General features: G+C 51.6%; 13 protein-coding genes. All 13 read left to right on the forward strand.

The window, feature by feature from the left end:
* Positions 1 to 62: 62 nt before the first annotated feature.
* The 13 genes from hemE to katG all read left to right on the forward strand — a co-directional run bounded on the left by hemE (position 63) and on the right by katG (position 12326).
* Positions 63 to 1085 carry a uroporphyrinogen decarboxylase gene (gene hemE, locus ACM9J1_RS03695; protein ID WP_415580590.1) on the forward strand — a complete coding sequence of 341 codons (1023 nt, stop codon included), beginning with the start codon at positions 63 to 65 and terminating at the stop codon, positions 1083 to 1085.
* Entirely contained in the window at positions 1085 to 1387 is a 303-nt protein-coding gene (locus ACM9J1_RS03700) for a peptidase associated/transthyretin-like domain-containing protein (RefSeq protein ID WP_415580591.1), read from the forward strand. The genes hemE and ACM9J1_RS03700 overlap by 1 nt, the downstream gene beginning before the upstream one ends.
* 1 nt (position 1388) lies before the next feature.
* Positions 1389 to 3185 carry a hypothetical protein gene (locus tag ACM9J1_RS03705; protein WP_415580592.1) on the forward strand — a complete coding sequence of 599 codons (1797 nt, stop codon included), beginning with the start codon at positions 1389 to 1391 and terminating at the stop codon, positions 3183 to 3185.
* Entirely contained in the window at positions 3175 to 4077 is a 903-nt protein-coding gene (hemF, locus tag ACM9J1_RS03710) for an oxygen-dependent coproporphyrinogen oxidase (RefSeq protein WP_415580593.1), read from the forward strand. Before ACM9J1_RS03705 ends, hemF begins: the two co-directional genes overlap by 11 nt.
* Entirely contained in the window at positions 4068 to 5003 is a 936-nt protein-coding gene (locus ACM9J1_RS03715; RefSeq protein WP_415580594.1) for a DUF4421 family protein, read from the forward strand. The genes hemF and ACM9J1_RS03715 overlap by 10 nt, the downstream gene beginning before the upstream one ends.
* 15 nt (positions 5004 to 5018) lie before the next feature.
* On the forward strand, positions 5019 to 6017 hold the full coding sequence (hemB, locus tag ACM9J1_RS03720) for a porphobilinogen synthase (protein ID WP_415580595.1): 999 nt from the start codon (positions 5019 to 5021) through the stop codon (positions 6015 to 6017).
* Positions 6018 to 6132: 115 nt separating this feature from the next.
* Complete coding sequence (locus ACM9J1_RS03725) at positions 6133 to 6516, forward strand: c-type cytochrome (RefSeq protein WP_415580596.1); 384 nt, start codon at positions 6133 to 6135, stop codon at positions 6514 to 6516.
* A 50-nt stretch (positions 6517 to 6566) separates the two neighbouring features.
* Complete coding sequence (locus tag ACM9J1_RS03730; RefSeq protein WP_415580597.1) at positions 6567 to 6896, forward strand: hypothetical protein; 330 nt, start codon at positions 6567 to 6569, stop codon at positions 6894 to 6896.
* On the forward strand, positions 6896 to 7369 hold the full coding sequence (locus tag ACM9J1_RS03735) for a methylated-DNA--[protein]-cysteine S-methyltransferase (protein ID WP_415580994.1): 474 nt from the start codon (positions 6896 to 6898) through the stop codon (positions 7367 to 7369). The genes ACM9J1_RS03730 and ACM9J1_RS03735 overlap by 1 nt, the downstream gene beginning before the upstream one ends.
* 230 nt (positions 7370 to 7599) lie before the next feature.
* Entirely contained in the window at positions 7600 to 8322 is a 723-nt protein-coding gene (locus ACM9J1_RS03740; protein WP_415580598.1) for a lipocalin-like domain-containing protein, read from the forward strand.
* A gap of 1 nt (position 8323) precedes the next feature.
* Positions 8324 to 8728 (forward strand): hypothetical protein, encoded by a 405-nt coding sequence (locus ACM9J1_RS03745; protein ID WP_415580599.1) that lies wholly within the window; start codon positions 8324 to 8326, stop codon positions 8726 to 8728.
* A complete protein-coding gene (locus ACM9J1_RS03750) occupies positions 8725 to 9882 on the forward strand; it encodes a serine hydrolase domain-containing protein (RefSeq protein WP_415580600.1) in 1158 nt (385 codons plus the stop codon). The genes ACM9J1_RS03745 and ACM9J1_RS03750 overlap by 4 nt, the downstream gene beginning before the upstream one ends.
* Positions 9883 to 10076: 194 nt before the next feature.
* Positions 10077 to 12326 (forward strand): catalase/peroxidase HPI, encoded by a 2250-nt coding sequence (gene katG / locus ACM9J1_RS03755; RefSeq protein WP_415580601.1) that lies wholly within the window; start codon positions 10077 to 10079, stop codon positions 12324 to 12326.
* Positions 12327 to 12450 lie beyond the last annotated feature (124 nt).

Consider the following 12450-nt stretch of genomic DNA (forward strand, 5'->3'; position numbering starts at 1 on the left):
AATACACAAAGGTTTGTCTTGCGGTGAAGCTTCATTCGACGTTTGACATTCGACATTTGACTATGAAAAACGACCTCTTTTTAAAAGCCCTTCGCGGCGAAACCGTACAACGACCGCCCGTGTGGATGATGCGCCAGGCCGGGCGATACTTGCCTGAATTCCGTGCCCTGCGCGACAAATACGATTTCTTTACCCGATGCCAGACGCCTGAACTGGCGGCCGAGATCACGGTGCAGCCGATTCGCATCATTAAACCCGATGCGGCCATTTTGTTTTCAGACATTCTGGTCGTGCCACAGGCCATGGGCATCGAAGTATTGATGAAGGAAAGCGTCGGGCCATTCCTGCCCAACCCGATCCGTTCGGCGGCCGATGTCGAAAAAGTCATCATCCCGGACATCGACGAGACGTTGGGTTATGTCATGGACGGCATCAAGCTCACCAAGGAAATGCTCAACGATGAAGTGCCGCTCATTGGGTTCGCCGGTTCGCCCTGGACGATTTTCTGTTATGCCGTGGAAGGTAAAGGCTCCAAGAGTTTTGATACCGCTAAAGGATTTTGTTTCCAGCATCCGGAGGCGGCGCACGCGCTCTTGCAAAAGATCACCGATACCACCATCGCTTACCTGAAGAGAAAAGTGGAAACAGGCGTCAACGCCGTACAGGTTTTCGATTCCTGGGGCGGCATGCTCTCGCCGGTAGATTATCAGGAATTCTCCTGGAAATACATCAACCAGATCGTGGAAGCGTTGGCCCCGATGACACATGTGATCGTGTTCGGGAAAGGCTGTTGGTTCGCACTCAATGAAATGGGCAAATCCAAGGCTTCGGCACTCGGCGTAGACTGGACATGTTCACCGCGCAATGCCCGTTATTTGTCTGGCGGACAGATTACGCTGCAAGGCAATTTCGATCCGTCTCGGTTGTTGTCGCCCATTCCGGAAATCAAGAAAATGGTCAAACAGATGATCGATGAATTCGGGAAAGACCGCTACATCGTGAATCTGGGCCACGGCATCTTGCCGAACATTCCAGTAGATCACGCCAAGGCATTCATCGACGCGGTAAAGGAATACAACCAGTAATGAAGAAATTCGCGCTCATATTCGGGTGTTTTTTGTCTTTCGCGTGCGAAGGCGAACGCATCGGCGAGGGTTATATCCGCGATGCGCAAACCAACCAACCCATAGACAGCGCGGCGTATCGCGACGCCAATGGCGGCAACTTTTTTTACACTGATTCAACCGGATATTACTACATTACAGGGCCTTTCGGCGGCTGCACGTTCGGCGGTTGCCCTGACTATACGGTCGAGTTTTCCAAACCGGGTTATCAAACCAAAACACTCGGAAACCCGGACGGAGACGTTCACCTAGAAACAGAATAACATGAAAAAAACTACCTTGATTTTGGGCGCAGCAGTCGCCATCCTGACAATGACATCGGCATCGGCGCAAACCCTAGCCAAAGACAGCATCCAGATCAACAAATTCCTCAAGGAAGCAGACAAGGGCAAAACCATCCCGAGGATTTTTACGATTTCCGATCCGCAGAAAGTGGCCGTGATTTCGGCCTACATCGATGCGAAGGACAAACTTGCGAAAGACGCCGAAGCCAAGGACAAAGCCATGCGCGAGAGTCGGCCGGGCGTGCGTTACATCAAGGGCGACAAAACCGCAATGGGCGAAGTCATGGCGACGCTCAAAAGCATGGACGAAGACAAAATCGAGGAACTCCTCAACCAGATGTCGCGCGATTTCGAGGACACCAAACCAGTGGCGCTCGACCCAGAAGTGACCAATGCCTTGTTCGCACTCGTGCAGGATGAAACTTTCGAAGCCCGCGCAGTGCAATTCCTCGGCTACAACGATGTGGCGGGCAGCATACCGGTTTTCGAAAAGCGTTTGCTCTCGGGGCAATCGGTAGATGCCGACCGTTTGTTTTACTGGATCGCCGACGACGGCCCGCATCCGGACGCCATCGATTTTGTCGTAAAGACCTATAATCGTGACCCGAAATTCTTTGAAGACGCAAGCTGGACACCCGGAAGCCTTTTCGATTATATGGAGAAAGCGCCGGAGGCAGACAAGGCAAAAATCCTGAACATCACCTACGATTATCTCGACAAGAATTTCCCGCACGGTATGGTTCCGGAGCGCGAAACCGATTCACTGAACACCGGCAGCCAATACTTGGAATTTTACAAGATTGCGTCCCAATACGGCCAACGCGAGAAGATGCGCCCGACCTTGCAGAAAGTCATCAAAATCCACAACGAGCGCTCGGCCAAGAAAGACAGAATGAGCGAGGATGAGATCGATCAGGCGCTCGACATGTTGTACATCAAACAAGTCGATCCGGCCAAACAACGCACGCTGATTTTGGCGATGTTCATTACCCCGGAAATGTTTTTCGATGGTCTGGACGATCTCAACAACCTGCCTAATTTGGCCAACGATCCGGATTTGCTCGGCAAGGCATTTACACTTTTCCCGCTGAGCGATGCGCGCAACGAGAAAGAGCGTTTCGTCCAAAGCTTGAAAAGGCTCTCGGCCGATGATTTCAAGAAATACGCAGCCAACGTCAAACAGGAAGCCTTCCGCAAGGAGTTGCTCGATCTGTACGTCATCAATACCCGGACGGCGGCACAGCATGGCGACTATCTCAAGTCGCTCGGACTAACCGACAAGGCCATAACGGAGGCAGACATTGCCGCGTATAAAAATGAAAATCCATACGAAGAGGAAGCCAACAACATCTACAGCGCGCTGGACATGGCCGGCATCCACGTCAATTTCGATACGGAAGCCGATGAAATCCCGGTGCCGTATGGTGACTTGCTCGACAAATTCTCGAAAGCATCGCACGGCAAATTCGGGCCGTTCAAGCGTTATGTGCAAACGCGTTACGACAAGAAAAAAGAGCTATACGACTACCGTTTCATGGTGATCTGCAACAACAAATGTTTCGTCGTCGTGCCCGAAGATACCGGCGATTGGTATGACCTGGCGGCGTTTTCGCAACTGCTCGATGCCCTGAAAGCCGAAGTCCGGATGCCCGAACAATTTGTGCCCGTAACAACCGGCGACCAAACCGCATGGTATATTTTCGGACAGCCCGATAAAGTGGAAGAATTGACCAAGACCTACAAATTGTCTGTTGACACCGGTGAAAATGAAGAGTAAATTTTACGACTATATCCAGCAATTGCAGGACACGATTTGTGCCGGACTGGAACGGACGGACGGCGTGGCGCAATTCCGTGAAGACTTGTGGACACGGCCCGAAGGCGGCGGCGGACGTACACGCGTGATTGAAAACGGGCATGTGTTTGAAAAAGGCGGGGTGAACATTTCGGCCGTGCATGGCAAATTGCCCGACGCGATGCAGAAAATGTTTGGTGTCGGCGAAGTGGATTTTTTCGCCTGCGGGCTAAGTTTGGTCATCCATCCAAAATCACCGATGGTGCCAACCGTGCACGCCAACTGGCGGTATTTCGAGATGTACGACAGCATGGGGAATGTCATCAATCAATGGTTCGGTGGCGGCCAGGATTTGACACCCTATTATTTGTTCGAAGAAGACGCGACACATTTTCACCAAGTCTGCAAAACGGCCTGCGACAAGCACGATGTTTCTTTTTATCCGAAATACAAAAAACAGTGCGACGCCTATTTCTGGAACGCGCACCGCAACGAAGCACGTGGCATCGGCGGGTTATTCTTCGACTATTGCAAGGCCGAAAATGGCATGACAATGCAATCCTGGTATGATTTCGTGACCGAAGTCGGCGATAGTTTCCTGGATGCATACCTGCCGATTGTAGAAAGAAGAAAAACATTACCCTATACGCAAACCCAGCGCGATTGGCAGGAAATCCGGCGTGGCCGTTACGTGGAATTCAACCTCGTCCATGACAAAGGCACGCTCTTCGGGTTGAAAACCAACGGACGCATCGAAAGCATCTTGATGAGTTTACCGCCGCATGTGCAATGGGTGTATGACCATCATCCGGCGCCTGGAAGTGACGAGGAAAAACTCATCTCCGTATTGCAAAGTCCTAAGGAATGGCTGTAAGATGGATAGTCATATTGTCTGTAAGTTTGTCGTCTTTCGCACAAGACAGCACCTATGTACGGCGTTATGACGACCAGATTGCACTCCGTTTTTTCGTGCTCAATACTTCGGTGGATTACCGGTTGCATTACGCGGCGGAAAATCTCGACGTGAACATCATCCCGAACCATAAGACCACGCTTAATGCCGGCGGGCAGTATGATATTTTATCTTTCAGTTTTGGTTTTGCGCCGTCTTTTTTTGCCGACAACAAAGACAACAAAGGCTCTAAGATGATGTCGTTCGCCACCGATATTTTCCCTGGACGTTTCATGCAACACCTCGAACTGCACTACCAAAAAGGCATGTCGATTGAAAGCCCCGACACGGGCACGGGGCAGTATTTCCCGCGGTTTAAATCGATTATCCTCAACGGGCAAACCGCATACTTGCTTAACCCGAAATATTCGGCGCGGGCAGTCAACTTGCAGAACGCCAAGCAACTCAAAAGTGCGGGTACATTTGCTCCGGGGATTTCCTACCAATACACACGCCTTGAAGCCAAGGACGAACCCGAAATTGGCGGACATGTCAGAATCGTGGATATTGCAGCCGAAGCATCGTATTATTACACCTGGGTTGCCGCCAGGAATTTGCAGTTCTCGGCATCGGCCACACTGGGCATCGGCGGCAGCTGGACCAAAGACGACAAGACCTATTCTTCGGTGTTGTACAAAGCCGGGCTGATGCTGGCACCGGGCTACAACAATGAGCGTTTTTTTGCCGGCGCCATGATTTGGGCCAACGCCAACGGACGTGACGCGCAGTCTTCGGTTACCCTTTCCGATGTAACGGGTTACGCCACGGCATTTATCGGTTTCCGATTCGATCCGCCGGAAAAACTCCGTCAGGGAAAAGACAAACTCAAAAGTAAATTGAAGAAATAATTTAAAGCATATCCTATGTTTCCATTACAACGTAACCGCCGTTTGCGCACCAATGAATCTATACGAAGCATCGTCCGCGAAACGTCGCTTTCCCCGCAAGATTTCATGTTGCCGATGTTCGTCGCGGAAGGCAAAGATGTTAAGTCGGCCATTCCGTCTATGCCAGGGATTTTCCGCCATTCGCTCGACCATACCCTCCGCGAGGTGAAAGAAGCCTGGGATTTGGGCATACGGGCTGTAAACATCTACGTTAAAGTGTCCGATAATTTAAAGGACAACACCGGCAAGGAAGCTTGGAACAAAGACGGATTGATGCAGCAAACCATCCGCGCCATCAAGGATGCCGTTCCGGAAATGATCGTCATGCCCGATGTGGCGCTCGATCCGTATTCGATTTATGGCCACGACGGTATCATCGAGAACGGCTATGTAGTGAATGACGCCACGGTTGACGCCTTGACCCGGATGAGTTTGAGTCACGCCGAAGCCGGAGCCGATTTCGTGGCGCCGTCGGATATGATGGATGGGCGCGTGCTCTCAATCCGGAAAGCACTTGAGGAAAACGGGCACCACAACGTAGGCATCATGAGTTATTCTGCCAAATATGCGTCTGCGTTTTACGGACCGTTCCGCGATGCGCTCGATTCTGCGCCGGTTGACCTGCAAGATGTACCGAAAGACAAAAAGACATATCAGATGGATTACGCCAACCGTCTGGAAGCCATCAAGGAAGCGCTGGATGATGTGGCCGAAGGCGCCGATATTGTCATGGTAAAACCCGGCATTGCGTATCTGGATATCGTACGCGAAGTGAAGAACGCGGTGAACGTACCGGTTTCCGTATATCATGTTTCGGGCGAGTACGCCATGATCAAGGCGGCTGCCGAACGCGGCTGGCTGGACCATGACCGCATCATGATTGAACAATTGTACTGTATCAAGCGGGCCGGCGCGAGTTTGATTTCGACGTATTTTGCGAAGGAAGCCTCAGCGTTGTTGAACCAAAAACTTTAGGAATTTTTACGGTTTTGCCGTAACGACGATTGGAAATAAAATTGAAACTTGACTGCTGTCAGGGAAAACCTCAAAGGTTTTTAAAACCTTTGAGGTTTACACCAAAAACCCAAAAATGAAACGCATACTACAAACGCTTGTCATCGCCACATTACTTTCAGGTTGCGGCAAGGAACAAAAGGCTTCCGAGGAAACAGCGGCCACCGAATCGGAAGCGCAAACACCCGAGCAGTTCGGTGAGGAACTTTTCAACGGCAAGGGCAACTGTTTCGCCTGCCATAAGCCAGACCAGAAAATCATTGCGCCGTCACTCGTCGAAATCGCGACGATTTACAAAAAGGAAAACGGAGACATGGTTAAATTTCTTCGCGAAGAGGCCGAACCCATCGTCGATCCGAGCCAATACGAAACCATGAAGACCAACTTCTCGATCACCAAAAACATGAGCGACGAAGAACTGCAAGGTTTGCAGGCCTACGTGCTCTCCTTCGCGAAATAAGGCTTGCGCCGCAACACAAATCATTGTATCTTGTCGGGAAAATCCTGCGCATGAAAACAATTGCTTTGCTGGTTTTTCCGATGGCTGTCTTGGCGCAAACCGAACCGTGCGCCAAAACTTCATTGTTGTACAGCCGTGAAATCTTCCGCGGGCCGGTAACCGTGGAAAGAACAATGGCACTTTCCAGGCAGGACAATAGTTGCCAAAGAGAGGTTTTACTCCCAACGACATCATGGTCAAATGCAACGGTAGTCTCGGTGCCGCCCTATCGGTTTGATCCGGTGTGCGACGTGCCGCAAGACGTCAACGGGCGCGATTTATTCCTGGGCGTAGTCACCGATATGTTAATCAAATCCATCATCTATAACCAGCGGCGATGATGCAAACGGCATACGTGAAAACCCCGGTCGGGACGGCCGAAATCACCGGCGATGCAAACGGCATATCGGTCATCCACGTGTTGGATGGCGCACACGCCACAACTAAAAAAATCCCGCCGGAACTAAAGGAAGCCGCGTCGCAGCTCTCAGAATATTTCCAGGGCAAACGCCAGGAATTTACCTTCAAGATTAATCCTTCGGGCAGCGAATTCCAGCAAAATGTCTGGAAGGAATTGCTCAAAATCCCCTACGGCAAAACCGTTTCTTACATGGACATCACCAAAAAACTCGGCGACGTAAAAGCCATTCGTGCGGTTGCCTCGGCCAACGGTAAAAATCCACTTTGGATTGTCGTGCCGTGTCATCGGGTTGTGGGTTCAGACGGCTCGCTGACCGGATACGCAGGCGGCTTGTGGCGCAAGAAGTGGTTGTTGGAACACGAGAATCCGTCGCCGCAACAAAGCCTATTTTAATTCAAAACGGCTCCAGTTTCCGGGAGCCGTTTTTCGTAGGTTAAGGACTTATGATGCGTTACACGACGCTTTTTTGTCGTCGGTTGTGCTTTTTATCTGGCTGCAAATCAACGCATAAAATCAGCTTGAGAAAAGTTAAAGAGGTAAACGCCTGAATTCCATCGGTAAATCTCCGTAGTCGGATTCGCGACTGCGTAAAATGTTTATATTCGCAAAAAGCAAAATCCCTCATGAAGAAAATCACTTTCTTGGCGCTGCTGTTGGTCACGACAGTCGGAATCGCACAAAACGACAAACTCATCATCGGAAAATGGGCATTCTCTGATCTGTACGACAAATCTTCGGTTGACGAGCAAGGCCAGCAAATGGCAGCGATGCTCTTCAAGGAATTGACCATCAATTTCAGACCAGACAACACCATGTCTCTGGCCATGCGCAAAAAGCCGGAAACCGGAACCTACGCCTTCAGCAAGGAAAACCCGAATGAAATTACGGCAACCTCAGAACGGGGCAACGCCATGACGCTGACCATCATCAAACTAACCGCCGACGAGCTGATCTTGACCCTCGACAAAGCCGGCTCGATGATTTTGAAAAAAGTGTCCGCAACACCCGACGACGCACCGGTTGCTACGCCAAAAGTAGCCGCGACGCACAAACAAATTACCGGAAAATGGATGGTGACCGGATCCACCGACAAAAAGTTGTCGGAAGCGGCCGCCGAAATCATGAAGGATTCATTCGTGGAATTCACGTCCGACGGGAAATACCATTCCAAGGCGCTCATGGTGGAGCAACACGGCACCTGGGCGTTCGGCGCGGGCAACATGACCATCAACGTGGACACCGAAGACGGAAAGGCGGTTTGGAACATCTACGCGATTTCTGATACGGAGTTAATTATGCAGAATGACACGTCGTCTAAGCGCATGACGTTTGTCAAAAAAGGATAACATGAAAAAGATGTTGGTTTTTTTCGCGCTGTTTTTCGCGCTGACGGTTTTTTCCCAAGCCAATCCGGCAGACAACCTGCGCGCACCGTTGGCCAACACGGTGGCGGCCACGCCGGCGCAACTCTCGGGCAAATGGCATATCGAAAAAGTCCTCAATCCTAAAAAGATCGAATTGGCGCCAGACAAAGTCGCCGGGAGTTATTTCACCTTTGGCGACGACGGAAAATACAACGCCATGATCATGGGCGTCGAGGAGAAAGGCGACTGGAAATTCGGGCCTGAAAACAGAAGCGTGCAATTGTTCGTGGAAGGCATGAAAACCGTTTGGTACATTAGGGAAGTCAACGAAACAACGCTGGTCATGCAAAAAGGCGTGCGCGGCAACACCGTATATTTTACACGATGAAAAGACTGAAGAAAATCTTGCTTTGGTTTGCCGGGATACTGGCATTCCTGGTGCTTTTGCTCTACATCACCGGATACGATTACCTGTTGACGGCCATCCGGACGATTTATTTCAATGGGCACGTGACCGCTTTTTTGGAAGATTACCAGTATTTCGACAACCGAACCATCCAGAATGGGCAGGCGCAACCTTGGCCCGTCGCGACGGATTACAATAAAATAAAAGCGACCGACGCGCTTGAAGCCGTGCACAAACAAGCGCAAACCGTGGCATTTTTGGTCATCAAGAACGACAGCCTGTGGCACGAAAGCTATTATGAAGATTACGGGAAAGATTCCCAATCCAATTCCTTCTCGATGGCGAAAAGTGTCGTTTCGGCGGCATTGGGAAAGGCCATCATGGAAGGCAAGATCAAAAGCCTAGACCAGAAAGTGGGCGATTTCTACCCCGAATTCAAGGACGGAAAAGCCGCGAACCTCACGGTTGGCGATTTGTCGTCGATGGCTTCCGGGCTCAACTGGGACGAGAATTACTACAGTCCTTTTTCGATAACGACGCGCGCCTATTTTGACCCCGAACTGGATAAATGCATCCTCGGATTGAAATGCGTGGACGAACCCGGCAAAAGCTATATCTATTTGAGCGGCAATACGCAATTGCTGGCGATGGTCGTCGAGAAAGCCGTCGGGAAAAGCCTTGCGGACTATGTTTCGGAAAAATTCTGGAAACCGATGGGCGCCGAACATCCGGCCTTGTGGCAAACCGACAAGGAAAACGGACGTGTGAAAGCCTATTGCTGCATCGCATCCAATGCGCGTGATTTTGCCCGATTCGGGAAATTGTACGAACATTACGGGAAGTGGAACGGGCAGCAAATCCTGGACAGTGCGTTCGTGGCCAAGAGCATCGCGCCGCGTTTCCCGGATTCGCCGCAGTACGGTTACGGCTGGTGGCTGGCCGAATTCAAGGGTAAGAACGTGTTTTACATGCGTGGTCATTTGGGGCAATACACCATCGTTATCCCTGACGACAAACTCATCATCGTGCGTTTGGGCAAAGGCCGATTGGCCAACACCGATGGCCCGCACAGCAAGGATTTCTGGGTTTTCCTGGAAGAAACCTATAAGATGTTGGGCCAACGCAGCCCGCGTTAGGGATGGAAGCGGCATCCTTTTGCACGCGGAGCAGGGCAAAAGATACAGCGGACAGCCCGGGCCACAGGCAACGCCCCAATCATTTATTGCCAAATCCTATCAACAAATAGAATTTACCATTACAAGTTGTTCAAGGCGAGCCATTAAAGGTTTAACTTTATAAACCTCAACCAACTCATTACTAATAGAACAACATGGGAAATTCAAATGACATCAGTAAATGCCCGTATCACAGCCAGCACGCTGTGGCGGGTTCGGGCACCAGAAACCAGGATTGGTGGCCTAACCAACTCAAACTAAACATCCTTCGGCAAAATTCTTCGGCGTCCGACCCGATGGACAAAGACTTCAACTACGCCGAAGCTTTCAAATCCTTAGACCTTGACGCCTTAAAGCAAGATCTAACCGTACTCATGACCGATTCTCAGGATTGGTGGCCGGCAGACTTTGGCCATTACGGCGGCTTGTTCATCAGGATGGCCTGGCACAGCGCGGGAACCTATCGCGTACACGACGGACGCGGCGGTGCGGGTGCGGGTATGCAACGTTTTGCCCCGCTCAACAGCTGGCCGGACAACGTCAGCTTGGACAAAGCGCGCCGGTTGCTTTGGCCGATCAAGCAGAAATATGGCAAGAAGATTTCCTGGGCCGATTTGATGATCTTGGCCGGAAACGTCGCGCTGGAATCGATGGGTTTCAAAACTTTCGGGTTTGCCGGCGGGCGTGCCGATGTGTGGGAACCGGACGAATCTGTTTATTGGGGAAATGAAAATACTTGGCTCGGCAACGATGACAGATACGGCCGTGGCGTGCAAGGCGAGACAGGCGAAGGCGTGCTGCCGTCTGATCAGGACGCCGATGGACAAACCCATTCCTACAAGCTGGAAGAACCGTTGGCGGCCGCGCACATGGGCTTGATTTACGTCAACCCGGAAGGCCCGGACGGCAACCCCGACCCGATTAGGGCGGCCCACGACATTCGCGTCACGTTTGCCCGTATGGCGATGGACGATGAAGAAACCGTAGCGCTTATTGCCGGCGGACATACGTTCGGGAAGACGCACGGCGCGTCAACGTCTGATCATGTTGAGGTAGAACCCGAAGGCGCCGACCTCGAACTGCAAGGCTTCGGCTGGCACAACCGCTTCGGTTCTGGGAAAGGTGCCGATGCGATTACCTCTGGGCTGGAAGTCACCTGGACAACCACACCGACCCAATGGAGCAATAATTTCTTTGAAAACCTGTTCGGGTTTGAATGGGAACTCAGTAAAAGCCCGGGCGGCGCGCACCAATGGGTAGCCAAGAACGCTCCGGCGATTATCCCGGATGCTTTCGGCGGCCCGAATAAAGTGCCTACCATGCTCACCACGGATTTGTCTTTGCGTTTTGACCCCGCATACGAAAAAATATCGCGTCGTTTCCTTGAAAACCCGGACCAGTTCGCCGACGCTTTTGCCCGCGCGTGGTTCAAATTGACGCACCGCGACATGGGTCCGAAGTCGCGCTACCTCGGCCCGGAAGTGCCGCAAGAAGAATTGCTCTGGCAAGATCCGCTGCCAGCGGCGAAACAACCGCTCATTTCTGAAGCCGACGCTATGGCCATCAAGACAAAGATCGCCGATTCCGGGCTGAGTGTTTCAGAATTGGTGTCAACGGCTTGGGCATCTGCGTCGACGTTCCGCGGTTCAGACAAACGCGGCGGCGCGAATGGTGCACGCATCAGGCTGGCACCGCAGAAAGATTGGGAAGTGAACAATCCGGCGCAGTTGCAGAAAGTGCTCTCGAAATTGGAAAGCATCCAGCAGGATTTTAATGCCTCGGGCAAATATGTTTCGCTGGCCGATGTTATCGTACTGGCCGGAAACGCCGGGGTCGAAATCGCGGCAAGAGCAGCGGGGCACCATATTTCGGTGCCGTTCCGCGCAGGCAGAACCGATGCCTCGCAGGCGCAAACCGATGTGGAATCTTTCGGCTATCTGGAACCGATGGCTGATGGTTTTCGCAACTACCGCAAGGGGAAATTGCCAGCCTCGACCGAAGCCATGCTCATCGACAAGGCGCAATTGCTCAACCTGACCGCACCGGAGTTGACGGCATTGTTCGGCGGGATGCGCGTGCTCGACACCAATTACGACGGCTCGAAACACGGCGTATTCACCCATCGGGCAGGGCAACTCACCAACGACTTTTTCGTGAATTTGCTCGACATGGGCGTGCAGTGGAAAGCGCGTACCGCAGACAAGGAATTGTACGAAGCCCGCGACCGCAGCACCGGATTCGTGAAATGGACGGCAACGCGCGCCGACTTGGTTTTCGGATCGAATTCAGAATTGCGCGCCGTGGCCGAAGTCTATGGTTCAGCCGACGCCAGCGAGAAGTTCGTGAACGACTTCGTCAAGGCTTGGGTGAAAGTTATGGAAGCCGACCGTTTTGACTTGAATTAAGTTTTAGTTATAGAAGTTGTGAAAAGCGCCTTTCGGCGCTTTTTTTTTTTGCTAATCATCGCTTACTTAATATTGGACCTAATAAAGAAGCCTCGATTCGAAAAGTCATCTCTGTTAAACCATT

This window comes from Flavobacterium longum (genome assembly GCF_965137575.1).
GTDB lineage: Bacteria > Bacteroidota > Bacteroidia > Flavobacteriales > Flavobacteriaceae > Flavobacterium > Flavobacterium longum.